This is a genomic window from Arthrobacter echini (assembly GCF_008107445.1).
GTDB lineage: Bacteria > Actinomycetota > Actinomycetes > Actinomycetales > Micrococcaceae > Arthrobacter_D > Arthrobacter_D echini_A.
The window spans coordinates 1-24,668 of the sequence record NZ_VSLD01000014.1 but is presented as its reverse complement, the minus strand read 5'-3'; the positions used below and the strand labels follow the sequence as shown (position 1 = coordinate 24,668).

The 24,668-nt window shown below is 64.7% G+C and carries 21 protein-coding genes and 2 pseudogenes; 6 read left to right on the top strand and 17 right to left on the bottom strand.

Annotated features, from left to right (window positions below):
* Nucleotides 1–227 precede the first annotated feature (227 nt).
* The 14 genes from FQ377_RS14275 to FQ377_RS14210 all read right to left on the bottom strand — a co-directional run bounded on the left by FQ377_RS14275 (nt 228) and on the right by FQ377_RS14210 (nt 15,492).
* Nucleotides 228–1,402 (bottom strand): IS3 family transposase gene (locus tag FQ377_RS14275; RefSeq protein WP_148601852.1). Its coding sequence is split into 2 segments (ribosomal slippage): nt 228–1,135 and nt 1,135–1,402, totalling 1,176 coding nucleotides; the frame shifts between segments, so codons are not numbered across the junction.
* Nucleotides 1,403–1,626: 224 nt separating this feature from the next.
* Nucleotides 1,627–1,884, bottom strand: coding sequence for a hypothetical protein (locus tag FQ377_RS14270; RefSeq protein WP_148601851.1), 258 nt, complete (start codon nt 1,882–1,884; stop codon nt 1,627–1,629).
* A 152-nt stretch (nt 1,885–2,036) separates the two neighbouring features.
* Entirely contained in the window at nt 2,037–2,432 is a 396-nt protein-coding gene (locus tag FQ377_RS14265; protein ID WP_148601850.1) for a DUF4913 domain-containing protein, read from the bottom strand.
* On the bottom strand, nt 2,429–4,117 hold the full coding sequence (locus tag FQ377_RS14260) for a type IV secretory system conjugative DNA transfer family protein (RefSeq protein ID WP_187393392.1): 1,689 nt from the start codon (nt 4,115–4,117) through the stop codon (nt 2,429–2,431). Before FQ377_RS14260 ends, FQ377_RS14265 begins: the two co-directional genes overlap by 4 nt.
* A complete protein-coding gene (locus FQ377_RS14255; protein WP_148601848.1) occupies nt 4,114–5,655 on the bottom strand; it encodes a hypothetical protein in 1,542 nt (513 codons plus the stop codon). The genes FQ377_RS14260 and FQ377_RS14255 overlap by 4 nt, the downstream gene beginning before the upstream one ends.
* Entirely contained in the window at nt 5,655–7,187 is a 1,533-nt protein-coding gene (locus tag FQ377_RS14250) for an SCO6880 family protein (protein ID WP_148601847.1), read from the bottom strand. The genes FQ377_RS14255 and FQ377_RS14250 overlap by 1 nt, the downstream gene beginning before the upstream one ends.
* A 5-nt stretch (nt 7,188–7,192) precedes the next feature.
* A complete protein-coding gene (locus FQ377_RS14245) occupies nt 7,193–8,953 on the bottom strand; it encodes a hypothetical protein (protein WP_148601846.1) in 1,761 nt (586 codons plus the stop codon).
* Nucleotides 8,953–9,693: a DUF8175 domain-containg protein gene (locus FQ377_RS14240; protein ID WP_472974038.1), complete on the bottom strand. Its 741-nt coding sequence runs from the start codon at nt 9,691–9,693 to the stop codon at nt 8,953–8,955. The genes FQ377_RS14245 and FQ377_RS14240 overlap by 1 nt, the downstream gene beginning before the upstream one ends.
* 104 nt (nt 9,694–9,797) lie before the next feature.
* The gene (locus FQ377_RS14235; protein ID WP_148601844.1) at nt 9,798–10,103 is read right to left on the bottom strand and encodes a hypothetical protein; all 306 of its coding nucleotides are present in this window, start codon (nt 10,101–10,103) and stop codon (nt 9,798–9,800) included.
* A 14-nt stretch (nt 10,104–10,117) separates the two neighbouring features.
* Nucleotides 10,118–10,732: a DUF6668 family protein gene (locus FQ377_RS14230; RefSeq protein ID WP_148601843.1), complete on the bottom strand. Its 615-nt coding sequence runs from the start codon at nt 10,730–10,732 to the stop codon at nt 10,118–10,120.
* Nucleotides 10,729–12,177: a MinD/ParA family ATP-binding protein gene (locus tag FQ377_RS14225; protein WP_148601842.1), complete on the bottom strand. Its 1,449-nt coding sequence runs from the start codon at nt 12,175–12,177 to the stop codon at nt 10,729–10,731. The genes FQ377_RS14230 and FQ377_RS14225 overlap by 4 nt, the downstream gene beginning before the upstream one ends.
* Complete coding sequence (locus tag FQ377_RS14220) at nt 12,177–13,772, bottom strand: hypothetical protein (RefSeq protein WP_148601841.1); 1,596 nt, start codon at nt 13,770–13,772, stop codon at nt 12,177–12,179. The genes FQ377_RS14225 and FQ377_RS14220 overlap by 1 nt, the downstream gene beginning before the upstream one ends.
* Nucleotides 13,769–14,422 carry a hypothetical protein gene (locus FQ377_RS14215; protein ID WP_148601840.1) on the bottom strand — a complete coding sequence of 218 codons (654 nt, stop codon included), beginning with the start codon at nt 14,420–14,422 and terminating at the stop codon, nt 13,769–13,771. Before FQ377_RS14215 ends, FQ377_RS14220 begins: the two co-directional genes overlap by 4 nt.
* Entirely contained in the window at nt 14,419–15,492 is a 1,074-nt protein-coding gene (locus FQ377_RS14210; RefSeq protein ID WP_262364481.1) for a transglycosylase SLT domain-containing protein, read from the bottom strand. Before FQ377_RS14210 ends, FQ377_RS14215 begins: the two co-directional genes overlap by 4 nt.
* Nucleotides 15,493–15,711: 219 nt before the next feature.
* Here FQ377_RS14210 and FQ377_RS14205 point away from each other — a divergent pair, with 219 nt between their 5' ends.
* The 5 genes from FQ377_RS14205 (at nt 15,712) to FQ377_RS14185 (ending at nt 20,116) form a co-directional block, all read left to right on the top strand.
* Nucleotides 15,712–16,440 carry a hypothetical protein gene (locus tag FQ377_RS14205; protein WP_148601838.1) on the top strand — a complete coding sequence of 243 codons (729 nt, stop codon included), beginning with the start codon at nt 15,712–15,714 and terminating at the stop codon, nt 16,438–16,440.
* A complete protein-coding gene (locus FQ377_RS14200; RefSeq protein WP_136455112.1) occupies nt 16,437–17,207 on the top strand; it encodes a hypothetical protein in 771 nt (256 codons plus the stop codon). Before FQ377_RS14205 ends, FQ377_RS14200 begins: the two co-directional genes overlap by 4 nt.
* 10 nt (nt 17,208–17,217) lie before the next feature.
* A complete protein-coding gene (locus FQ377_RS14195) occupies nt 17,218–17,526 on the top strand; it encodes a hypothetical protein (protein ID WP_136455114.1) in 309 nt (102 codons plus the stop codon).
* A gap of 333 nt (nt 17,527–17,859) precedes the next feature.
* Nucleotides 17,860–18,099, top strand: a complete 240-nt coding sequence (locus FQ377_RS14190; protein WP_136455115.1) for a hypothetical protein — start codon at nt 17,860–17,862, stop codon at nt 18,097–18,099.
* Nucleotides 18,100–18,367: 268 nt separating this feature from the next.
* A complete protein-coding gene (locus FQ377_RS14185; protein WP_246021310.1) occupies nt 18,368–20,116 on the top strand; it encodes a MarR family transcriptional regulator in 1,749 nt (582 codons plus the stop codon).
* Between the two features lie 91 nt (nt 20,117–20,207).
* Here the strand turns inward: FQ377_RS14185 and FQ377_RS15030 are convergent, their stop codons facing one another.
* From FQ377_RS15030 to FQ377_RS15200, 3 genes and pseudogenes are all read right to left on the bottom strand, one after another.
* On the bottom strand, nt 20,208–20,795 hold the full coding sequence (locus tag FQ377_RS15030; protein WP_211096869.1) for a hypothetical protein: 588 nt from the start codon (nt 20,793–20,795) through the stop codon (nt 20,208–20,210).
* Nucleotides 20,796–20,798: 3 nt separating this feature from the next.
* Nucleotides 20,799–21,458: a ParA family protein gene (locus tag FQ377_RS14175; RefSeq protein WP_136455117.1), complete on the bottom strand. Its 660-nt coding sequence runs from the start codon at nt 21,456–21,458 to the stop codon at nt 20,799–20,801.
* Nucleotides 21,459–22,885: 1,427 nt separating this feature from the next.
* A pseudogene (locus tag FQ377_RS15200) lies at nt 22,886–23,826 on the bottom strand (IS3 family transposase); the annotation flags it as partial.
* A 544-nt stretch (nt 23,827–24,370) separates the two neighbouring features.
* Between FQ377_RS15200 and FQ377_RS14160 the strand changes: the two are divergent.
* Nucleotides 24,371–24,668, top strand: a pseudogene (locus FQ377_RS14160) (transposase); the annotation flags it as partial.

Below are 24,668 nucleotides of genomic sequence, written 5' to 3'. Positions count from 1 at the left end.
CCCTCCGCCGGGTGCGCGCCGCCCTCCCATCCAGCCCCCCGCGCCCCGCGGGGGGGGGACCCCGCGCCGGGCGCCCGCCGCGGCTGGTGAGCCGTTCGCCAGCCGAGACGTGCCCGGCCCCCACCGGGCCACCCCTGCCGCGCGCGGGGGGGGGGGGGGGGGGGGTGGGGGGGGTGGGGGGGGGGGGGGGGGGGGGGGGGGGGGGGGGGGGGGGGACTGCTGAAGGTTTAGTTTCCAGTTTTGGGTTGTTGGTTCTGGGCAGCTTTGTTGGCGGCTTGTCCTAGTATCTCGAACTCGACCGGGGTCAGTTTGCCGAGTGCTCGCTGACGGCGCTTGCGATGATAGGTCCTCTCGATCCAGGTCACGATGGCCAGTCTCAGGTCCTCCTTCGTCTCCCAGCGTTGGCGGTCGAGGACGTTCTTTTGCAGGAGTGCGAAGAAGGACTCCATCGCCGCGTTATCGCCGCACGCCCCGACCCGTCCCATCGACCCGGTCAACCCGCTGCTCTTGAGCGTCTGCACGAAGACCTTCGATCGAAATTGGGCTCCTCGATCCGAATGCAGGATCGTATCGACCGGCCCACGGAGCCGGATCGCGTTCCGCACCGCGGACACGGCCAGTGCTGAGGTCATCCGGTCATCCATGGAGTAGCCGACGATGCGCTTGGAATGCACGTCTTTGATCGCGCACAGGTAGAGCTTGCCGGTGTCCGTCCGATGTTCCGTGATATCCGTGAGCCACAGCTGATTCGGGCGGTCAGCGCGGAACCGGCGCAGCACTAAGTCATCGTGCACCGGAGGCCCTGCTTTCCTCGTGAGCCCGCGTTTCTTCGCGTGCAGTGACCACAGACGCTGCTGGGAACAGACCCGCCAGATGCGCCGCTCTGATGCGGACACGCCGTGGCCGGCGATCTCGTCGGCGACGAACCGGTACCCGAACGTCGGATCGTCGTGGTGGATGTCGTGGGCGAGGTTCGTCAGGTGCGCGTCATCCCAGTCGCGCTGGGACACCGGGTTCCTTCGCCACTTGTTGTATCCCTGGGTAGAGAACCCCAACACCCGACAGGCCACCGCGACGGGGACACCGTCAGCGGCAAGATCACGGACCAGCGGGTACGTCATTTTGGGGGCAGCTCACGGGCGAAGAACGCCGCGGCACGACGCAGGATCTCGTTCTCCTGCTCCAGCAAGCGGTTGCGTTTCTTCAGCTCGCGGAGCTCGGCCGCGTCGACCCGCGTCACGCCTGGCCGGACACCGTCCTCCACGTCTGCGCGTTTTAGCCAGTTGTTCAGAGTTCCCTCGCTGATCCCGAAATCCTTCGCGATCTGAGCCAGCGGGGCCTCGTGCTTCCGCGCGACGGACACGACGTCGTGACGAAACTCTTCCGGATACGGCTTTGCCATGATGGCCATCCTTCCAGGAGGACAAAGTCCTCACAGGCTAGATGGAAACCGAACCTTCAGCAGTCCCGGGCGCCGCAGGGAATCAGTACTTCTGTGTATCTGTGCCGCATCGATCCTCGGTGCACCTCCCCATGGTGCTCAATGTAGGCGCGCGAGGCTGTGATAATCCTCAAGCGGATAGAACGATAACTTCCGACGAACCGGACAGGCTCAGGTTTAAGGGTCTACATCTTCATCTGCATCTTTGTGCCGTCACTGATGTGTTGGGCATAGGTAGTCAGTTCAGGATCAGTGATGTCACCGCCGATTTTCTGCCAGTTTCGGCGCAGGATCGGTTTGATCGTCGATACGGGACGGCCCTTATAGGTGCGCAGCATCCCGTCGAACATCCGCTGGTATTCTGCCGCGACCTTTTTCACTCCGCCCTGCACAGCACGATTGACCTCGCGCTCGAAGTTACCGCTGAACTTGAAACCCGCCATGCCTGATGCCCCCTGCTCGATGAGGCGGCTCTTCCAGCCGCTGAATCGATCTTAAGGCGGGGTGGCGACACTCTCGGTGTCAGGCCGAAGCAGGGCTCGTATCGACCGGGCACGGGGCCCTCACCTGAACTCGTCAGATCTTTTTAGCGAAGCTACCAGGACCAGTTCATAGGGGGTTGTTCAGTACCGAGGATGCGTCGGGCAGTTTTCTCGGTATGTGTGGTGCCGCATTCGCCGAAGGGGCCGCGTTTGGCGAATAAGATCGTGGCGTGGCGGTCGAAGTGGTCGATCCACCAGGACGACATTCCACCCTCTGCTTGGGCCCCTAGCCATTGCTCATACAGGGCACGGAACCTGTCGACGGCTTCAGGGTGGTTCCACCACTGCGAGCACCAGTACTGGTTCTGTGACCGGTCGACCGACTCAAGGATCGCGGCAAGGCTTTCCACCCAGTCCACGAGGTCCTCCGGGGTGTAAGCGACATCCTCTGCCCCGCCCTGACCGTTAGGTTCGGTACCATCTGTCGCGTTGCCGGTGGTAACGGTCATGACGGCGTCCCTGAAGTCTGGCCCTTGATGCGGTCGACGGTTTCCCCGATGCGGGCGTTAATCGTCCTGTCGCGGAACCAGGGCACGGTACGCACGATGGCCCCTCCCCCGTTGGAGGTCTTCACCCATGCCCGGTTGGCCGGGAGCTCGGAGAGCTCGGAGACGGACATGATGTCGCGCCGCTGGGTTTGCACGGATCGGGAGGACCCGTTCCTCGAGGTCGAGGAGCTGCGGACTTTCGCGTCGTACTGCCCGATGGTCTTCGATAGGGATTCGAGGAATTGTGTGTCGTCGGACCCGCCGCCGTAGACCTTGATCGCGGCCGCGGACCAGAGCGTGTCCCACCCGGTGCGCTCGAGCATCGCCATGCCCTGCCCGCGGGTCTGGAAATACGCGCTGACGACGATGCCCATGGACCCGAAGAACGAATACCACTCGGGTAGCTGCTTGAGTTGGACGACGTTGCCGACCTCGTCCAGGTCCGCGACCAACGGCACCGGCAGGCGGCCGCCGGCATGACGGGCGGCCTGCTGGGCGGCGGTGAAGACCGCGTAGACCAGGGTGGACACGAACGCGGCCCCGGACCCTGCATTGTCCTGGGACAGCAGGATCAGGGTGTCTTTGCTGGTCACGAACCGGGTCGGGTCGAACACCGGCACGCCCGGTGTGGGCGTCGACCAGGCCACGAGCTCGTCGTGCACGAGGGCCGAGGCCATGCGCTGGGCGCTGGCGGCCACGGACCCGCGGGTGTCCTCCGGCTGGGCGCTCATCCCCTTCAACGCCGACGCCGGACCTTTATGCCCGGCCGGTTCCAGGACCTCGGCGGGTTCCATGAAGTCCGCCGACGATACCCACCGCAGGACGTCCTTCATCGTGCCGTCACTCTTGGCGGCGGCGAGGAGGCACCAGGCAAGGAAGTCGCGGCCTTGCGAGTCGAACTGTGCGTCCCCCTTGCCCTGACCGGCGCTGGGAGCCGAGGACGTCTCAAAGATCGACGCGACCTCGCCTGCGCTCACCGTGTCGGTGACGATTCCGAGCGGGTTGAAGACCATCGCGGGCCGGTGACTGTCGCGCCAGATCCGTTGCGGGTCGAACAGCCACACCGTTCCGGTCTCGGAGCGGGCGGCCAGGACTTCTGCGACGCCGTCGACCTTGTTACTGGTCATGATGTACGCACCCGGGGCCTCCAGTGCGTGGCGGACGACCTGCGTGGTGGTCTTACCCCGGCCCGTCCCCCACACGTGAGTCGAGCACTCACGCCAGCCCTGGATCACAGCCTTGGTGCCGGCGTCACCGGCATAGCCGATCGTCAATCCCGGGCCAATGCCCTTGGCCTCGGGGTGGAGGCGGGCCGCTTCGGTAAGGCGGGCGTCCACCATTGCCGGGCGCATCTTCCCGCCAGGACTCATCCGACGGGACGCCTCGGCGGTCCTGGACACAGGTCGGGTGCTCCACCACGCGAAGGCCGCGATGACCACGACCGCTTCCGCGCCGAGCAACCAGGACGCGGCCGCCGGCCACGGATCCCCGGTAGCAAGGCCGATCGCGAGGGTGATCGGGTTCCACGACAGCTCCGTGGGAACCGGAGTGAAGGCTCCGGCGAGGTGGATCAGGGCGACCGCGACGAACGCCGCCAAGGCCACGGACGAAAAAGCGATGATGGGGCCGTTCTCCTCGTTCCTCATCGGTTGATCTTGGCTTGGGCGGCAGCCCATGCCTGGTTCGTGTTGTGGGCGCGGTGTTCGCCGGCGGTGAGGTTCACCCGGAACGGCACACCGGGTTCGGACCCGGTTTTCAGCATGAACCGGCCGCGCCCGGGGGGCGGGGAGACCTGGTTGGTGTTGGGGTTCATCGACCCTTCGGCCGACCAGCCGACCAGCATCGCCTTCTCCCGCTCTGAGACGGGGAACACCGTTTCGAGCAGGTCCATCTCGTTCTGTGCCAGCCCGCCGAGGATCTTCACGGAGGAGCGTTCCACGAAGCCGGTCGCGATTTTCGTCAGCTCGTCCGTGGACAGCTGCAGGTCCTTCATCGAGTGCGTGATCATCAGCTGACCCAGGCCTTTGGTCCGGTTCAGGCGGGTGATGGAGTCGATCTGGTGCACCAGCAACTCGCTCGCGCGTAGGGACTGCCACAGCTCGTCCATGATCATCAGGTGATGGCGTTCCTCCATCAGCCCGGCATCGGCGAGGGTCTTTGCGGCCGAGATGCCGGCCTGCCCGTAGGACCAGCACACCGTCTGCACCGCGGCGCGGAGCGTCAGCTGGGATTCGTCGATGAGGGAAATGTCGAAGTCCACGCAAGCGTCGATCTTCATTTCCTTCGTGGTCTGCTGGCAGAACACATCACCGAACGGTCCGTGCTCCCCGAGGGCGTTCAAGCCGGCGAGGAGGTTCTTGACCTGCGGCAGGTACTCGGCGGACTCCTCGATGAGCAGCGCCGACTGGATCTGCGGTGGCGCGGACTTGATCGCGGCGACGACGTCGCCGACCAAAGGCTGCCGGCCCTCACCTTCGGCCTTTTCGGCGGCCATGGCGATACCCATGGATAGCACCGTCTGTTCCTGCTTCTTCGCATCGAGGGGTTCCTTGAAGACCAGTTCGATGAGCCCGGTGAGGGTCATCAGGCGACGGGCGTGGATCTCGGCGCGCATCTGCCGTTGCATCGGGGCCGGAAGGCGTTCGAGTTCCCGCCAGAGCGGACCGGCATCGAGCGGGTTGATCGCCCCGACACCGGGGGCGACCTGCACGACCTGACCCTTGGTCTCCAGGACCACGCCGGCGAAGTCAGGTTTGAGGTCCCCTGCCACGAGGATCAGGAACCCCTGATCGATCAGGGCCAACGCCATACGGACGGCGACCGAGGACTTCCCCCGCCCGTTCAGGCCCAGGATGAACCCAGACGGTGAGGAGATGATGCCGTGCAGGAACAGGCTGATCGGGTCCCCGCACACCACGGAACTGTTGAGCAGGTTCCGGCCCAGGACCGCACCGACCAGCGGCGAGGACGTGCCGACGCAGAACGGCCACAGGCCCGCGGTCTGGTTCGAGGTGGCGGTGAACTCCGGTGGCGGTTCGACCCACGTCACCATGCCGCCCTCGCGGACCCGCATGCCCTTCTCCGTGAGCTGCGGGAACGACGCAGCAGTAACTGCGGCTGCTGTCTCGGAGCGGCCCAGGAACCGGTCCATGACCTTGTCGATGAGTTGGTCGAAGGCGGACATTAGAGGGCCTTCCTGACGTCGGAGGAGATGGTGGCCAGGTGCTCTGGCACGAGCCCGAGCCCGAGGTTGAAGGAGAACGCGGCGTCGTCGTTGTAGTCACACGACCTCATGCGGATCTGGATGCCGGTGGTCGCGTTGCGCATGATCTTCGCTTCCACGGTTTGGAGCTGCTCCGGTGTCTCGACCGTCGCGGTGACACCGATCGCGAACCGGACCAGCGCGGCCCCTTCTGCTTGCTCCCGCTCGGCCTTGCGTGCCTTCTCGAGGGCGATGATCTGCGAGCTGGTCGGACGCCGACCCTTCTGGTTCGTGGCGAACTGGGCGTTGGTGAGCGCTTGGGCGACCTGCTGCGCGGACTTCTCCGGCGGCTGAGGGCGGTAGAACACGGTGACGCGCTTTTGCAGCATGCTCGCATCAGGGCCCAGCAGGGCCACCAGGGCGTTCTCGCGGAACGTCCCGGCCGGCGGCCGGAACATCTGCCACGACTTACTCGCCACCCCGGCGTGGTCGTACCTGCCCGGGTACCCGATCATCCTCGCGGCAGAGGGTCCCACCTCGTGCCAGCCCAGGCCGGTCCCGGTACCGGAGAGACGGGCGCGCTCAACGGCGGCCGCGGCGTGCGGATTGAACGCGACGAACGTCTGGTCGGTGAGGTCAGCGGCCCGCATGAGGGACACGCTTCCCGCGCCGACGTCCTCGAGTTCTTCCTTGAAGCCCTGCAGGAGCGACGTCACATCGGCCACCAGCTCCGCAGCGGAGCGCTCCGGCGCCCGGTCCCCGTCGTTGGCCTTGCCGCTGAACGTCAGCGCCACCCACTGCTCGAGCTTGGGCACGTCGAGGTTGAGGTTGTTCACCACGTCATCCATCACCTGACGTGCGAAGGCGGGCACCTCATGGGACCCGGCCTGCTGCCGCGCCACCGCGATGGCGTCCGGCAGGCGTTCACCCGGATCGGTCGTCGACTGCGTCGTCACCGAAATCTGCTCGACCCGTGCGTTGGAACCGGCGTCACGCTGGAACGCAGCCCACGACCCGACAAGCCGGTTCACCCGGTCCTGATCCAGCAGGCCCAGGCCTGAGGAGTTCGTGGAGAAGAAGACGGTGCCGGTCCTTAGTTTCGGGTGCCACAGCATGACACCCTCGTTGCCGAACAGGTCCTGGAAGTCGATCAGCTCGGTCGCGGCCAACAGGCCAGGAGCCCGGAATGAACCGTCCGGGATCTGCGAGACGGGCCCGGACTTGTAGACGGTCTTCCCGGCCTTCGTGGCCTTGGAGTGCATGCTGCGCGCCAGCCACCGCTCAGGCTTGGACCGATTGTTGCGGTCCTTCGAGCCGAGGATCGTGGCGGCGACGAACGCGACCAGGGCGATGCCGACGGCCACCCAAATCTGGGCGGCCATGATCGCGATGAACACCCCAATGGCGCCCGCGCCCAGAACGACGGTCGAGGCCATCGAGAACCCCATCAGACCCGCCGTCCGGTCTTCTGCGATGTTGCCGTACTGCCGGACGATTGTCTGATCCGTACTCACTGAGCTCAACTGTCATCCCCACTTTCCACTGCGCGATCCATGTCCCTTGCTGCTTCCCTTAAGCCGAACTCGACCCGTTGTTTCGTCATCGCTGACTTGTCCGCCCCGGATGGCGCGCCGGACCGGAAACCCTCGGCTGTAGGGGACGCTGATGTGCCGCCTTGAATCTCGCCGTCCGACAGCGGCGGTGCTTTCGGCAGCTCAGCAGAACCGGCCGTGGGCTCTGCCCCGGATGGTCCACCAGCCGTCGACGCGTTTCCTGAGGTACCCCCTGCTGGATCGGCCGGTGCTTCCGTCGGTGCGCCGACCCGCTCTGCCTGAGGTTGGGCACCCATCGGCCCATCCGAGCCGGACCCGCTGTTACCGCCAGTACCACTGGCACCGCTGCCAAAAGTGCCTGCGCCAGTACCGGCATCACTGACCGGGGACGACTCTGCCCCGGACCGATCCGGGCGTTGCTCGGCACCCGTGGGACCACCAGAGGCAGCACCGGTGCTGCCACCATGTCCGGCGGATGATATACTGCCTGCAGCTGCTCCCGGTGTGGGCGGCTGCTCCGGCCTTTGTTCTGTCCCTGTCGAACCAGAGCTACCGGCTCCGCCGCCAGTACTACCCGCCGTGCCACCACCACTACTGGTGGCTCCGGTAGCTTCGCTGCCTGTTCCGGCGCTACCCGACAGGGCAGAAGTGCCCCCGGACGTTCCTGTGGCTGCTCCGCCAGCTGTCCCCGCAGCACCGGCTGCTTCGGAAGCACTTGCCGCGGTCGTTGCCGCGGCTCCTCCACCGGTAAATGCGGCGGCACTTCCACCGCTACCTGTAGCTGCGGCCCCGGCTGCAGCTCCGACCCCTCCGGTGATCGCTCCGAGGGCGACGGCCCCGCCGACCATGGCCAGGCCGGAGGCTCCCATGCCCTGCGGTCCGGCGCTAACGGCAGGGACCAAGACCTTCGCGAGTGCCGGCATCGCTACGCAGGCGCTGCAGATGATGACGAGCCCGGTGATCAGACCAATCGCGGTGTTCCCGAGCTCGTTGTCCGCGGTCCCGTTAATGCCTTTCAGGAGTGCCAGTCCCGCCCCGTACAGGATCGCCGCGGCGGGCTTGAAGAGGACGACGGCCGCCAGCCAGCCCACCGCCTTGTCGAAGGACTTCCGGCCCCGCTCGGTCTGCGACGCGGCAGCGAAGATCGGCAGAACCCCGCACAAGGCGATCGCCGCACCGTAGGAAAAGATGACGATGACCGCGTTGATGATCGCCCCGAGCAGGGCAAGGGGTGCGACGAACAAGATGATGCCGGCGAGCTGCATGGTCATCGTGGTTCCCGCGAGGGCTTCCAAACCCATCGCGGACCCGAGCCCGTCCTCCTGCGCGGACCCCGAAATGGTCCTCACCAGCCACGGCGCGACGACGTCGGTCACCCCAAACAGCAAGCCCACCATCGGCACGGCCAAGGCCGTGGTGAGGACGGTGCGCACCATGCCCATGATCAGGTTCTCGGTCGAGGCGCGGTCCTGGTCCCGGGCGAGCTTGATGAGCGCGAACGCCGTCCCGATGACACCGGCCATGCCAACGAACACCAGCGTCGACTGCTGGATGCGATCGGTCGCGGACCCTGAGCCCATATCCGGTGCGCCGATCTTCAACCACCACGTACCGACGAAATTGATCATCTCCGTCAGGACCTGCACCACCCAGCTCGCAAGGAACTGGATCAGCTTCTGGATCGCGCTGCCCGCAACACCTTCTAGGAGATCCCCAATGTTTGGCATCAGACCTTTGGCCCCCACTCGATGTAGGGCTGTCCCTGGTACAGGTCCGACGTCATAAAGGTTGTGCCGGACGCAGGATCAAGCTTCCAGTCGCCGTCCTCCCACAGCAGGTCAGCCTGTAGGGAGACCTGCCCGACAAGACCGTCGGACGTAGGAACCTCATAGACCAAGCGGTACGAAGCGACATCCTCGGAGTAGAAGTCCTGGGCGTATCCGATGAGGGTCGATACTGCGGATGCGGTGCCGTTGGAACCTTGTTCCAGACCGTCGCGGATGCGCTTTGCTTTCTCCGCAAGCTTGTCCCGGTCCGGTCCCTCAGCAACGGCAACTTCTACATCATCAGCTGCCTCTTCACTCACCGAAGGATCTAGGGCCATCGCATAGGTTGCAGCTGCCATTAGGGAACCTGCTTCGGTCCGTGCGAAGCCGACACGAAGTCCGGAGGGCTGCTTCTGGCATCCGCCGAACTCCGAGAACGGGATCACGTTGTAGCCACCCGCCACCCATTCCTCGACTATCGGGGCACTGTCAGCCACAGATGCGTCGTCGTCGTTGAGGTCCGCTTGGCAGTCCCACGCTGTGTTCGCGTCCTCGACGGGTGCTGCCGTCGCGGACGCGGACGATGGTGCTGTCTGTGTTGCAGCGGTGGGTGGGTCCGTTGCCGGTTCGTCGTTGCTGGGGAAGATCAATACCCGCACACCCCATGCGAGGAGGCCGACCAGTACCAGGGCCAGCAGCATCACGGCAGCACCGAACCACTTCGGGCGGGCCTTCGGTTCCTCGGTGGTGTCCTGTGTGCTCATCGTCTGTCCTTCTCTCGATCAAATGGGTTAGCTGGTCTTGCTCAGGTGATTGCAGTCCACACTGCGCCCGAAGCACCCAGCAGGCAGGCGGCGGCCATGGGCCAGATGGGTGCCTCGATCTCGTTGCCCTGCCGGCGGTTCCTACCGGCCGAGACGAGGCCGAAGATGAAGAACACGAACAGGACGAGTGCTGCGCCCCAGAGAATCCAGTTGATGACGGTGGTCAGGCCCTCGGTGCCGGGAGGCTGCGTCGGGGTGAACGTCTGTGCCGAGAGCGATCCGTCACGAGGTGGGGTGAGCGCGTTGATGGTGGTCAGGGTGTGTGCTGCCAGAGTGTTTCCGAACATGGGAGTTCCTTTTCTCAGTGCCCGGAGCGGGCGATCTTTTCGATTTTCCGGAGCACACTTTTCAGCCGTGTCCCGGAAGCTTGTGGGCTGACACCGACCTCGCGCCATGAGGGTTCATAGGGCGCCGTCATGGCTACCGGGAACATCCGCGCAACGCCGCGCGCGAAGTCCAGGGTCGGCTTCGTCAACCGGTTCTTGGGCCGGTCGTAGACGATCACGAGGCCGACCAGTTCATAGGGCAGCTGCCCGGACGCGGACTTACGGGCCAGCTGCTGTGCGGCCTCGAGCGAGGACGCACTGGTCGAGCAGACCAACAGGGCCCGGCCTGCGTAGGTCGGGCGCCGCTCGGATTCATCGACGACGTTCTCCGAGCACAGGCCCGCCAGGGTGCTGGTGCCAACGCCACCGGAGGCACCGACCAGCCACAGGGTCGCGCTAGTCACCGCAACTAGGACGGGGGCTGCTGGTGCGGTTTCCTCGACAGGCTCGGCGGCGAGGCTCTGCTGAATGTTCCGCGGACCCCTCAGCGATTCGCGCTGCCCGAGGATCGGGTCATCGTCGATCGGGTCTTCCTGCGGTGTCACCTCCGGCTCGTTGACGAACGGATTACGCTGCGGGGTCACGGTCACAGTCCCTCCGCGATCTGCGCGGCGGCCCGGAGCCAGGCGCGGCGGGTCTGCGGGAGCATCGAGGAGAACCGGATCCTGCCCTCGATCAGCGACGAATCGTAGGGCACCGTAACGACCGACTTCACGAACGGGCGGAAAGACTCAGCGAGCTCGTTCAGCTTCGCCGGCCCGTGGGACGGGGTACACCCAAGGACGATCACCACGGCGCGGTCCGCCAGCGACTGCGCGTGCTCGTTACCCGCCCGCAGGGCGCTGAGAACCCGGGACGCGCCTTCGGCGGCGTCGTCGACGGACTTCACCGGAATCACGACCTGGTCGGAGTGCCCGATCATGGCCTCCCAGTTATCCCCGCGTTCGGTGTTGCCCGAGTCCATGAGGATCAGCCGGTAATACTTCGCGGCCACCGAGTAGAGGCGGTGGACCTCGTCCCCGGTGACCTCGTGCCGCTTCTTCGCCCCCGACCGGTCATCGGAGCGAAGGACGTCGTACTGATCCGAGGGCTGGTGGTGGACGTAGGACGCCAGATCCCCGGCACGCGCGCCGGCTGTCATGAAATAGCCGGTCCGCTCGAGGAGGTCGACCACCGTCGCCTCATGACCGGCGTCGAACGTCCGCCAGCCCAGCGAGCCGAGAGAGTTGTTGTTGTCCCACGCCAGGACACCGGAGCCGCCGAGTCGGGCGAACACCGCGGACAGGCAGATCACCGTCGGCGTCTTACCCGCCCCGCCCTTGGGATTCAGGACCGTGATCGTGCGGGGCCCGGCCCAATGCTGAGAGACAGTCTTCTCATCCCGGCGCTGCTCCAACTCCGCCGGCGATGCCGAGAGCTTCAACCCGAACTGATTCAGCACACCACGGACCCCGACCTGAGCCGGTGAATCGGCGTCCGGCCGGTCGACGAACGACGGCATCGCCGTCCTGCGGGTCGGCAGCGGTCCCACCGTCTCAGCCGGTGCCCCTGCCGGGACCACTGCCGGCGCCACAGCTGATGCAGCAGCGGTTTCCGGTGCCGTCGCTTCCGCGGCCACGGAAGCCTCAACGGGAGCGGGAGCGGGAAGAGGGAGGGGAACGGGAGTGGCAACAGGTGCTGCTGCTTCCGCCGTGAACTCCGCCATGGTTTTCGGCGCGGCCGGCTCTTCTGGCGTCACCGGGGACGGCGCAGGTTCGGCTGCTTCGGCGGGCTGTACTGGCCCGCTGTCCGCCGGCTCACCGACGGCGTCATGCTCGATGACGGCGCCGTCGGTCTGGACGAGGATCGTGCGGGAGCCGGACGGGTCCTCGATGTGCAGTTCGGTGGCGGTGCTCGTCTCGGTCGCGAGGTCGGTCGCGGTGCTCATGACGGAGCGACGGGCGTCCATGACCGACGGGTAGCCGGCGGTGGTTCTCTCGCCTCCCATGTCAAGCTCGAGGGTGCCGGCCGGGTCGATGACAGCGGTCATTCTCATCAGGGGTTCTCCTTCGGGGAAACAGTCGAGGTGGGGCTCGGGGCAGAAGTCGGGTCAGAGGTGGGGGCTGAGGTCGGGGTGGGTGTTGCTGTGGGTCGGGGTGCGACCTGCGTCAGCGCATACAGCAAGCCGTCAGAGGACCCTTCGGCCCTGGTGATTGCCTTACCGTCCTCGGTGATGACGTCGGGGATCGCTGCCCGGGCGGTGTCGGTCGTGGTTTCGGTGACGCCCTGGGTATTGATTCGCAGCTGCTCGGTGTTGGTGGTGACCCAGGCGTACCCGGCGGCGAGCTTCCCGGCCCCGGGCAGGCGGTGGGCCTGCTTCGCATCGACGTCGACCAGCAGGGTGCCGGCCATCAGCAGGCCGTTCTCCCGGTCCACCTGGATATCGGAGGTGGCGATATCGGTTCCTTCGACGTCGACGATGCCGACCTGCGTCGCTTCCGTCGCATCGGCGGCATCCCCGAGGGCGTAGAAGCCGATGGTGGTGGTAGTGGTGTTGTTGTTGGTCTTCCAGGCCGCGACGACCGTCCCGTTCACGGATCCGAGGACCGTGACCAGTTCCGCCCCTACCGACGGTGCAGGCAGCTTCGCCGGAGCTGGCAGGGCCGCCGAATCCTGCGTCACGCGCCAGATCCGGCCCGAGCGCGTGTCCGCTGCCACCAGATCATCGCCGAGGGCTTCGATGGGTTCCGCAGCCGCCGGGACCACCCGCACCGAAGTACTGCCGTCGGCTGCGACGATCAGTGTCCGCTTGTCCGGCAGGTCCACCCGCGGAGCCGTACCGCCGTCCAGGACGATCGTCCCGTCCTTCGGGACGTCGACGCGGATCGGGTCCGCCCCGTCGCCGAACAGCACCAGCTCCCGGGCGGCGGCGGCCGCGACCCTTGACTGCCCATCGAGGGTGAACATAGCCAGCTGCGCGACCCTGAACGGTGCGGTACGCGTCCACCGCTCCACACCCGTCCGAGGATCATGACCGATCAGCTTCGAGCCGTCCACGCTCACCGGCTGCCCCGAAGAGTCCAGGATCGCCCGAACGGTCGAGCCGGTCATCGGCGTCGTCCAGTCACCGTAGGTATCCCACCCAGCAGGAGCAGGCACCGGCAGCTGCGCCGGAGGCGGCGTGAAGACCGTCGCCACCGGCTCGGCCGTGCTGTCCTGCAGCGTGTAGAAGGCACTGAAACCGACCGTTGCCGCCAGGACCCCTGCACTCCCCCACAGCACAGCCTTCCGGCGCGCAGGAGTACGACGGCGTGCAGTCGTCGACCCGGAACGGGTAGAACCGGAACCCCGGCCAGCACCCGTGCCGCCGGCAGTGCCGGTGGAAGTGGTGTTCTCTCGTTCCTCAAGGGTGCCCAGTTCGGCGTCGACGACCATTTCGTAGACCTCTCCGTCCTCGGTGAGCCCCTGCACCCGGCACGCCGTCAGACTCAGGCGGCGGCACGCTTCCGCTGCTGCATCGGCGGCCACGTCGGCTGCCGACGTATCATCGAGCACCGGGTAAGTCAGGACGTCGCCGTTCGCGTCCGCGACGATTTCGCCCTCCCCGATGGTGAGGCGGATGACAGGCCAGGAATGCACTGCCGGGCTCACGTGCCCTCCCCCGTCATCGAGCCGGGCATCGAGGCGGTCATGTCGCGGGTCTGATGCCCGACGACGTCCCACCGGCTGTCCGTCTTCTCGAGGTACACGCTCACCTGCCGGTGACCGCCGCCCTCCAGCGGCGTCTCATCACGGGCTACCCAGCGCCACGTCACGTCCAGGACCCGGATGGCCTTGTCCTCATCGACGTCCTGCGCGGCGTCACCGATCGCCGGAACCGCCCGGGGCACGCTGTAGGCACCGTGCACGGCCGGTTCCAACCATTCGCCGTTACTCGCATTGCGCTCAGGCTCGACCTGATGCGCCGCCCACTCATCGCTCATCAGCGGCATGGCGCGCACCGCGGCCGCCGTTTCGGTGCGGTCCACCGTCGTGTCCCACGAATGCAGCATCAGCGCCGCGACCCGAGCGGTCGAGTCGACGTCGGACCGGTCGGCGTCCTCCGGGGAGGCGAACGTGTTGCCGCCCAGAATCTCCTCGGCAGGGGCCGAGGTGTAGGAGCCTTCGTAGATGGTGGTCGGTGCGGAAATCGGGGCCACGTCCTCCGATGCGGGTGCGTCGGTGGCGCAGCTGGTCAGGGCCATCACCGAGGCCGCCAGAGCGGCAGCCCGGTACAGGTTGGTATGTGAGCGGTGGGTCATCGCACCCACGCTCCTTTCTGCTTCAGGATCGGCTCCGGGTCCAGGTTCCAGCCCTGGTACGGGTAGACGACCTCCGGGGCCTCGGGCTTGTAGATCTCGACATGGAGGTGCGTGGCGACCGCGCCCAGACTGGCCCGGTTCCCTTCGGTGCCGATGACATCCCCGCGCTCGAGCACGTCTCCCACGACCACGTTGTAGGAGTTCATGTGGCAGAACGCGAACCCAAAATCCGGATCAGGCCCGGCTTCCTTGGCGATCGCGCACCCGTCCGGATTGTTGAACCCCGTGATCCGCAGCGCGGTCGGGGCGATCACCGGTCCCCCACTCCCGGACCCGGAGCCTGGGGTCGACAGATCCATGCCCACATGATCCTGCGCCCACGCCGGCAGGCCCGGAATGTTCCGTCCCCCGAACCCGGACGTGAACACACCGCCCGGCAGCGGGGTGGTCCATTCCCCGTCCCCCAGATCACCGTCCCAAGCCACCGCACCAGCAGGGGCCGCACAGTCCGCGGCGAACTCGCCCTGACCGGTGTCCAGGATCTTCTCCACGTACTGCTCGGTCTCCGCAAACGGCGGGACACCCTTGGCTTCCTGGACAGCACCCGAGCCAGCGTTGTAGGCAGCCAAGGTCAGCTGCACCAGCAGGTCGGGATCCCCGCCCGCCAGCGGCTCAACCTCGGACTTCAAGGCCGACATGTAGCGGCCGTAGGCAGGGATCGCGTCCTCAGCCGACAACGAGTCCCCACCCTTTCCGTACATGGCCCAAGTACCGGGCATGAACTGGGCCACCCCTTGCGCCCCCGCAGAACTCCGCGCGGTCTCGTGCCAACCCGATTCCTGCTTCAGCTGGGCCGCCACCACGCTCACCGGGAGGCCCGCCGTCGCTGCCGCACCCTCGACGAGGTCTGACCACCCATTCGGGATCGCCGGCGTCGAGGTAACGTCACCGACGGTTTCACCGACTGCCGAGACGACACACGCAGCGGGCTTCTCCTCTTTCTGCGTGAGGATCGCAGCACCCGCAATGCCCACAACGGGCAGGCCAGCCAGCAGAGGTACAAGAATCACCAGGGCCAGAAGCGGTGACGCTCCACGCTTCTCGTCTTCGTCCACGACTACCTCCCCTGGGTGTTGTGGGCACAGACTGGTGAGGGCGCGCCCGCTAAAATTGGAACGGTGAGGAAGAAGGCTGATGCCAATTCCTTATTAATTAGAATAGCTTAGTTTTTGACATCATGGCTAGACGTGTATGCCGTGCGCATCTAGTGCTCTCTTGAAGGAGGTGCCGTGGCTGTTTCTGGTTCTGACTTCAAGCAATGGCTTGAACGACGCGGCATCACCACATCAGCGAGCGAGCTGGGCCGCGTGACCGGACTGCATCGCGTGACCGTGGGCAACCAGATCCGGCGTGGCAGCGTCCCCGAGACGACCGTTGTAGGGGTGGCCCGAGGCGTCGGTATCGACCCGATCACGGCATTGGCGGACTTCAAGGATTACGAAGACCTCGACAGCCGGCCCCGCACACCAACAGCCGCAGAAGTCCTCAGTCAGGTCCACCATGCCGACCTCATGGTCGAGCTGCAGCACCGCTTCCACGAAGACCTGTTCCCCCGGAACGACCAGGTTAAAATCGGCTTCCCCCACGATGGTTCTCATCGAGCGTGGATCGACGCCATCGACACCGGCGACGTCCGGCACGACGTGGCCGAAAAGACGGGAACGGCGATCACCTACCTGTTCAGCCAGCTTTCCGATAACAAGCTCACCCCCATCCAGGCGGTCACCGCTGCCCGGGTCAGCGGGACGTCGATGGTTGCGGGGCTTGTCGTCGTCGGACTCATCACCATGGAAGAGGGCGACTGGCCCGTGGACATTCGGGAGACGGCCCTGATGGTGATGAAGAACGAGGACCTGGTCGAACTCATCCAACAACGGCTCAACCTCCTCCAGCGCCGCCTTCGGCAGCGCAAGGAAGCCCTCGAATACGCGGAGAAACTCACGGATCTGATCGGATGAACGAAAGCATCTACGTCATTTCAGTCGGCTTCATGTTGATCTTCCTCGGCGGACTAACGTTCCACCGCATGACCTCCAAGCGCACACCCGAAGGGGCGCGGGCACTGCTGCGACCCAGTGGCCGGCTGGCTCTCATGGGAGTGCTGCTGACTGCCGCTTACGTGTTTTCCCTGCCGGGCGTCTATCACGTGCTGGAAGCCATCGTGCCTATCTCCAACGGCACCGACTTCATCGCCAAATGCTGCGCTATGACCGCTGTAGGGGTCCTCGGCGTGCACCTAGCCGTCGCCTACGGCTCAGAAACGGCTACCACCTGGATCATTGGAAAGCGCGGTCTGCTGGTGGGCGTGATCGCGGCCTCGGGGGTGCTCTTCACGCTTCTCGTGGCGGACACCCCCGAGGCGTCACCCCGCTTGGAGATGTACCAAGGTCAGCGCGCGGTGGAACTGAACGAGTGGATTGTCCTCGCCTACACCGCCTACGTACTGGCGCCGTTGCTGCTGCCGCTTTTACGTGATGGCCGCAGGAACCCCCTACGCCTCGGGCGTCTTGCCTCGAGGTTGATCTTCGCCGGTTTCATATTCTCGATTGCACGCGCCCTCGCCTACCCGCTGGAACTACACGCGGGACCCGAAGCGTTCTATATCTTCGAGCTGGTCACGCACGTATCGACGGCCTGCGTCGTTCTTGGACTGTGGGTCTTCGCCATCGCCAGGAGGCACCGGCTGGCACGCAAGACGCTAGACATCGGCCTGTCGATCAAGTGAGGAGTGGAACGTGAGTCAAACACCACCAGAGGCAAAGCAGGCTGTAGAGCGGATCCTGACCAAGGCCAACCCGGAGAATGAGGCCGCCCACGCCGTCATCTTCCGCGCAGTGAAAATCTGCATCGAAGCAGGGATGAACCGCCGGCAGACGGCCCGCTACCTCGGCGTCTCCGCCCGACGCATCGACAAGCACGGCCAGTACTTCCGCACCGCGAAGTCAGTCAGGACCATGTTCGGAGAAGCCTTCCACTCCACGTCGATCGACATCCCCGCAGAGGACGCTAAAGCGAAGCTGATCCAGTGGGCATGGAAGAGCTAAAAATGTTCTGATTGCTGTGGATCGAAGGACTGTGCCATATTGGTACAGTCCTTCGATCGTTAGGAAGCCAGATGCAGCCCACCGGCAGAAAGGGAGCGTGCCCCAAGACACGGCCACTCACGACTCGCCCCCGCAGGGCGACCGCAACACGACACAGAAACAGTTTTGCCATAATGCTTCGTGGTCACTGACCGTGGTGTTAGGTTCGGAGTGTCCGGAAAGAAAACTGTTTTCGCTCACGCGAGAATTGAGACCGCAAGGTCGCTGGACATCTGGAACTGATCACGAAGCGAAGGCCCCTGGGGCCAGCAGATTCAAAGGACAGTGGTAATCATGGCTGTGACAGCAGACGGTCGAGTTGGACCTGGCCGCAGGCACAAGGGTGACCGCAAGCTCATTGGCTTTCGCTTGGCGACGGAGAAGGCCAACACGGTGCGGGAGATTGCATCCGCTGAAGGCTTTGAGCACGTCAGCGACTGGGTAGCCTCCGTTGTCGAAGATCGCATCCAGCACACCGACCTCCCCAAGACCAACCAGCAGGAGGCTCTGCCTATCGGCCGCCTCGCCTCTTAACGAAGAGAAGGCCCGCCATAGGCGGGCCTTCGAAGACTTCGACTCACAACCTGTGTTTGCTTGCCGGCTGATCAGGAAGTAAGTCCAACAAACGCCTTTTCCCTTGGGAGGAGCGGACCTCTGTCATTCCTTCAGGAGGAATACCATCACTTTACCCCAGCATGACTGGGCCCTGCCAGACTTACAGAGTTCGGGCGTGTCGCTTGTCAAAGACGAGCCCTCGGTCGTATGGGCTGCACTAGCACCCCTCCTGGCAGGTCAGCCCCGTGTGAGGCTATCGCGAGACGCCGGTCGAAGTTACCCGCAGAAGTTCGAGCGGGATCTCACCGATGCCCTGCCGACCGTGCCCGCAGCTGTCCGCGTCTTCGGCAAGGACGGCTCCTGCCGCGCGCTCTTCTTCGACTTCGACGCCTCCAAGGGAGGCTTGGCCCAGGTCACAGCTGACGTCCGGGTCCTGCAGGAGTGGCTGCACCGCCTCGGCGCCCGCTGGATCGAGGACTTCTCTCCGAACGGCGGACGCCACGTCTACGTGCCGCTGGCCGACCCAGCGACCTTTACCGATGCTCGGGAGCTCGTTGAGGCGCTGGGCAACAGGCTTCCGAGCCTCGACAGGACGCCCCACCAGAACCTCCTCCACGGGTGCATGCGCGTACCCGGGAGCCGGCACAAGACAGGCGGCCACCAGCAGCTCGCCATGAGCCTGTCGATGGCCTACGACGTCGCACGCCGGCCCAATGCCTCGACCGTGTGGGCGGCGATGCGCCGTGACCTTCGGGACGAGATCCAGGCTGCCCGGGCCCTCCGCCTCGAAGCGGTGGCCCCCGTACTCGAAACGTCGGCAGCGAACACGATGAACGTCTCTTCGGCTTCCCGGATGTCCCAGGCCATGCAGAGCATCGCGCGCACAGGGCTGTACGACGCCAACCGCTACGGCAGCAACTCCGAGGCCCGTCAGGCAGTCATCACGGGAGCTGCTGCTGCCGGACTGAACGCCACCGACATCTACCGCCGCATGACCCAGGGAATCTGGCCCGGCCTCGCGTCCTTTTACGCCCGCTACAGCGCGGGCAACAGAGTCCAAGCACTTCAGCGCGACCTCGCTGCTTCACATCGGCACCTCAAATCGAAGGCCACGAACACCGCGAGGCAGAGCAGTAACCATAAAAACCCCACAAGCCGGCCAAATACACAGCCGCCTGTACTACACCGTGGTAATTCCACGCTCGTCGATTCCGCCGCCGAGCATCGATTCATCAGGACTTGGCGAAACGCCGCATCGCTGGTTGAGCAGACCATGGGTTCTTCCAGGGCTGACCTCGCACGAAGGATGGTGCTCAGGGCACTGGGAGCCGCGGCACACATGACCGGGGGATCGGTCGTCGAGTTCGGGGTCCGATCATTGGCTGTCGCGACAGGGCTCGATCACACCACTGTGGCCGGTCATCTGCGCGCGCTTCGATCGGCGTCCAACCCCCTTATCGCCATGCTCGAGAAGGCAAAGGGGACGCGGGGAGATCAGTACGAGCTCACCATCCCGGATCCGCTCAAAGAAAGTGCCGGGGACTTGGCCTGGAAGAAGGGCAAGCTGCACGCCCTCCGGCCTGCCTTCAGGGAGCTCGGCTTCCCTGCCGCATTCGTGTACGAGGCACTGGAGACATCGGCCACTCCCCTATCGACGGCTGAGCTCGTCCGCATCACAAGGCTCTCCCGCACCACTGTCAGCGAGTCCCTCGAGATCCTCGCAGCGTGGAACCTCGCGACTCGCGGCTGTGCAGGATGGACCATAGAGGCTTCCACCAGCCTGTCCACGGTCGCCGAGTGCCTGGGCGTCCTCGAGGACGTCGCAGCACAGGTGAAGCTCTACAGGGCGCAGCGCGCAGTCTGGCGGAAATGGCTTGCTGGGCGTGCTCCGGATGCGCTGCTCCCCTCCCCCGATGACGACTACCCGTGGGAGATCTACGAGGGGCCGCCCGACGACCTATCCCTTGCGGATTTGGCGTTCAGGTCGGCGGGCTAATGCCGAAATTACAGAGTCCGAAAGATGCGCAGTACCAGGCGCAAGAGTTACGTCCGAACTTCGGAAGTTCGGCACTCCGTAGTTTTGTAGGTCAATAGCGCGGGTCGAGGCCACAGGAAGCGCGGATCTCGTTCTCCGTCACTCCCCCGAGCTCGTCCTGGTGCTGCAACAGCAGGTCGATGGCGGTACGAATCAGGGTGTTGTCCGTGATGCGTTCCGGGCCCTTCTTCCCCTTGTTGATCTTCATGCGGAGCGTCGTCAGAGCGAGCACCTGGTCCCCATAGACACGGACTTCCTTGCGGTCCATTTCCTCCCAGGATGGCTTCTTCGCGGCTTTGGGCTCCGCCGCTGTGGTCCGCTCTCCCGCGCTCTTCTCGGGCTGCGGAGCCGCCTGCTTGGGCGCCGCCGGAACAGGCTCCTGCTGAGCGCGAGGAGCCGGCTCATGGGCGGGCTCAACGGGCTGGGGAACCGCCGGGGCCGCGGGTCGGGCTGCTAATGGCTCCTTGACCGCCGTAGCGACTGCTGACGATGGCCCTGCCGGCGCGGCTACGGGCAGAGTGGGCCCCACTCCCCTACCCGTGGCGCGATCCGCCTCGTCCTGCTGGTCGCGCTGCATGGCGGCAAGCATTTCCTGGCTGCCCTGGTTCAGCAGCCCCTTCAACCCCTTCTTGACCGCCATGATCTACCTCGTCTCCTGATTGGCCCAGATGCTCAAGAGCTCCCGGGCAACGTCCTTGTAGTCCGCGCCGGCCTTTTCGGCCGCCCGCGTCTTGTCATAAGTAGTCACGACCTGACCGGTAAGCGGCGCACGTTCGTGCACCTTGTAGGACCGCACATACGACTTGCAGACCTTCAGGCCGGCGTCGCGCAGCTCGTCCTGGGCATCCGTGGCATCGACCAGGGACCTCGAGTCGACCTTCGTGATGACGATCCGGTAGTCCACTCCCCCGGGCTCGACAATGCTTTTGAACGTGTTGACCAGAGGCAGCATGGCCAGTGCCGTTGGCTCGGTCGGCAGGATGACGAAGTCCGAATTGGCCACGACGGCCTTCAGGACCGCCATGTTCTCCAGGTTTCCGGGAGTGTCGACGAAGATCGTGTCGTAATCCGCACCGCGTAGCTGAGCGAGGACCTGCACGTTCGTCTCCGCGACGACGTCGAAAGGCAGCCGACGGTCATCAGGAAGTTCTTCCGCCGTGGTCGCCCACGAGGTGACGGACAGCTGCGGATCGACGTCTACGACGAGCACGCGTGAGTGCTCGGCGACCACCGACGCCAGGTTCATGACGGTCGTGGACTTACCGGCGCCGCCCTTTTGGTTGATGACAGAGACAACTCTCATGTCGCACGGATCCTTCGCTGCAATGACAAATGGTCCGGCTGCAGTAGGAATCTGCGTGCATTAGATGGAGTGGCCATAGGGCCACCCAAGGTACGGAACTTACAGAGTTCCAGCTGTCAGCCGGCAAGCTAACGGACCCAACCTACCAGTGGACCCCTCCCCCACCCCGGAAGAACCGTCGGTGAGTTCCGACGTACCGAAGTCTGTAGTTTTGTACTTACGGACTCCCGCAGTTCCGTGCTCTGGAACTACGGGAGTTTTGGGTGTTCATGCTTCTCGCGAGATCCTACGCGCGTGAGCCACCACCGCTAGCCCGAACTTACGAAGTTCGGCAAACGGGAAGAACGGTACTCCGGCGTTAGACCGGGCGCTGCACCGCCAGACTCCCGAGGTTCATAGCCTGGCGGCCAAGTGTCGCTGAAGGGGCGGGAGCACTGCCGAAGTTTCGGAGTTACTGAGTCTAGAAGCTCGGAAGGACAAGGCCCGGTCGATTCGTGGGTGGCTGCCTGGCGAGGTGCGTGAGCTTGGACAGCTGAGCTGTGGGCGGCCTCACTACTGCCGAACGCCCGAAGTCCGGAAGGATCGGACTTCGAGCGGGCTTCGGTGGTCATACTTTTGCGGTCTGGGGCTTTTCGCCGACACGTACTCGAGTGTCGCACTACCAAACTCAGGAAGTTCGAAAGGTCCGAGGCCCGGGCACGCCTGGTCTCGGTGGTGATGATCTGCTGAGCGCTGGTGTTCCGTTCGATTGGGTCCGTTGCTGCCCGTACTGCCAAAGTCCGGAAGTCCGGAAGTCCGGAAGTCCGAGAGGGCCAAGATTCGGAACTTCCCGATTCAGATGTTCACTGACTGCCAAGTTGAGGTCCGAGGCGGTTGCAGGTGCACAGTACCGAACTTCCGAAGTTCGGAAGCACAGATCCTCGGTACATTCTGACCCTGGCGGCTACGAACGGTCGAGGTCTGGTGTCTCGTGCCGGTACAGGGTCGAGCCGCCGGTTCGGCGGAACTTCCGAAGTCCGGAAAACACGGACCCCAAATCTCTCTGAGTCTGGAGGCTCCGACCTGCCGAGCTGCGGAAGGCTGCATGGGTACAAGAGTGGGACGTCGGTACTGCCAAACCTCCGAAGTCCGGAAGAACCAAACCCCGGTGCTGGTTGGGCCTGGCTAACCCCAAACGCGAGGGCCTGGAAGCTCGTCAGCCTGCAGACATCCGCGCCCTTACTGCCGAACTTCCGAAGTTTAGAAGACGATCGCGTCGGAAGTTACGAACTGCGGAAGTTTGCAAGTGCCTTCCAGTATCCGTGCCGCCGGTGGCCGCTGGTAGCACCGAACTTTTGAGGTTCGGAAGTGCGATGTTTCGGCTGCCTTTGAGGAGATGGACCGGTCGCGTGGGAGCGTTTGCTCGAAGCTGTGGGGGAGGGGTTGGAATGACTCGCTGTGGAGCGGCCTGCGGGCGCTGCGACTTGGCAGCGGAGCGCCATTCGCAGTGGAGTCATTACCAGCGAGGTGTGCTTGGTGTTCTGGGCGTGCCAGGCCACGATCCGCTGGGCGAACACGTCGACGATGAAGGCCACGTAGACGAACCCAGACCAGGTGCGTACGTAGGTGAAGTCGGTGACCCATACCGTGTTCGGTGCGACCGCGGTGAAATCACGGTTGAGCAGGGCCCCGGCCCGCACCCCGTCCTTACCAGCCACCGTGGTGCGCACCGGTCTGCCACGGCGCACCCCGCTCAAGCCCAGGGCGCGCATCGCCCGGTCAACGGATCCAGGGCTTGCCTGCGGGTGGCCGGTGCGGCGCAACAGCGCCAGCATCTTCGCCCGCCCATAAAGTCCTTCCGGGGCCAGCCGCACCCGACCCATCTGATCAGTGGTCCAGGCCGCGTCGCGGACCGCGTTCATGACAGCTGCATCGGTGAGCGTTCGGACCGCAACCTTCTGCGCACGCCAGGATCGGTAGGTGCGCGCAGCGATCCGACAGCCCTGCTCGCGCAGAACCCGGCAGATCGACTCGACCACGTGCCCCTTGGACCTCATCTGATCGATGAATCCCATGATCAACGTTTGCGGGGGTCGAGTTCCCCCGCGAAGAAAGTCGTCGCGGCTTTCAAGATCGCCACGTCCTCACGCAACCGACGGTTCTCTGCTTTCAACCGTCTGATTTCCTCGTCCTCGGCCGTCGTGAGACCCTCGCGCTCCCCGGCGTCGATCTGGGCTCTTCGTACCCAATTCCGCAGTGTCTCCTTCCCCACGCCCAGGTTCGTTCCGACCGCTGCGCAGGCCTGGCTGATGGAGGCGTACTCCGGGAGCTGCTCGAGCACCATCCGCACGGCACGCTCCCTGATCGCGGGATCAATACTCTTTGGCATGACAACATCCTTCCTGACCAGAAAAGACGCGGCATCAAACCTAGGGGGATTCACTACTGACCCCCTGGGTCCCTCACCGAACAATCGTGCAAGAAATGCGCCTGACCCAGGAGTGGTATGGCCAATACCGCAAAGGCGGCCCTGTTGTAGATGCGTACACCGAGCTCGCAAAGAAGGTAATTCGATGACCGATAACCTGCCAGATCGCCCGCCTGCGCTCACTCGTCGTGGTCCTAGACCGGCTCCCGATGAAACCGTCGACCCCGTGCACTTCGTGCCGAGCCCGGTAAAGGACCAATCGTCCGCACTTGCTGAGCACCAGCCGCAAGCGTTACCAAAGGTCGCAAAGCGGAGGCGCGAACTAACTTTCCCCTTCAGTACGAGGCTCTCCCAGGATGTTCAAGAGACACTCGATCAAGCAGTGGAGGCTGAAGGCATCACGGTTCGTGAGGCTGTTGAGCAGGTGGTTGGGTCCCCGGGTAGGAGTCCAGTGGTTGTGTGAGTTTCGCATCCGATATTGGGTGCAGGAGGAGATTCACGAATCATGGCACGCAGACATACCCCGGAGCAGGTCATCGCGAAGGTCCGGCAGGGCCAGAGGATGCTCAACGACGGGCGCCCGATGATCGAGGTCGTCAAGGAACTCCAGGTCACCGAGGCGACCTGGTACCGGTGGGTGAACCAGTACGGGTCCGAGAAGAACGCGGAGACGTCCAAGCGGACCAGGGAGCTGGAGAAGGAGAACGCCCGGCTGAAGAAGTTGTTGGCTGATCAGGTCCTCGCTAACGACATCCTGAGCGAGGTGGCGCGGGGAAAATTCTGAGCCCTGAACCGAGGCGGCG

Excerpts from the sequence above, each read along its gene's own strand:
- FQ377_RS14270 (WP_148601851.1), bottom strand. The coding sequence starts at position 1,884 with ATGGCGGGTTTCAAGTTCAGCGGTAACTTCGAGCGCGAGGTCAATCGT.
- FQ377_RS14265 (WP_148601850.1), bottom strand. The coding sequence starts at position 2,432 with ATGACCGTTACCACCGGCAACGCGACAGATGGTACCGAACCTAACGGT.
- FQ377_RS14260 (WP_187393392.1), bottom strand. The coding sequence starts at position 4,117 with ATGAGGAACGAGGAGAACGGCCCCATCATCGCTTTTTCGTCCGTGGCC.
- FQ377_RS14255 (WP_148601848.1), bottom strand. The coding sequence starts at position 5,655 with ATGTCCGCCTTCGACCAACTCATCGACAAGGTCATGGACCGGTTCCTG.
- FQ377_RS14245 (WP_148601846.1), bottom strand. The coding sequence starts at position 8,953 with ATGCCAAACATTGGGGATCTCCTAGAAGGTGTTGCGGGCAGCGCGATC.
- FQ377_RS14240 (WP_472974038.1), bottom strand. The coding sequence starts at position 9,693 with ATGCTGCTGGCCCTGGTACTGGTCGGCCTCCTCGCATGGGGTGTGCGG.
- FQ377_RS14235 (WP_148601844.1), bottom strand. The coding sequence starts at position 10,103 with ATGTTCGGAAACACTCTGGCAGCACACACCCTGACCACCATCAACGCG.
- FQ377_RS14225 (WP_148601842.1), bottom strand. The coding sequence starts at position 12,177 with ATGAGAATGACCGCTGTCATCGACCCGGCCGGCACCCTCGAGCTTGAC.
- FQ377_RS14215 (WP_148601840.1), bottom strand. The coding sequence starts at position 14,422 with ATGACCCACCGCTCACATACCAACCTGTACCGGGCTGCCGCTCTGGCG.
- FQ377_RS14200 (WP_136455112.1), top strand. The coding sequence starts at position 16,437 with ATGAACGAAAGCATCTACGTCATTTCAGTCGGCTTCATGTTGATCTTC.
- FQ377_RS14190 (WP_136455115.1), top strand. The coding sequence starts at position 17,860 with ATGGCTGTGACAGCAGACGGTCGAGTTGGACCTGGCCGCAGGCACAAG.
- FQ377_RS15030 (WP_211096869.1), bottom strand. The coding sequence starts at position 20,795 with ATGGCGGTCAAGAAGGGGTTGAAGGGGCTGCTGAACCAGGGCAGCCAG.
- FQ377_RS14175 (WP_136455117.1), bottom strand. The coding sequence starts at position 21,458 with ATGAGAGTTGTCTCTGTCATCAACCAAAAGGGCGGCGCCGGTAAGTCC.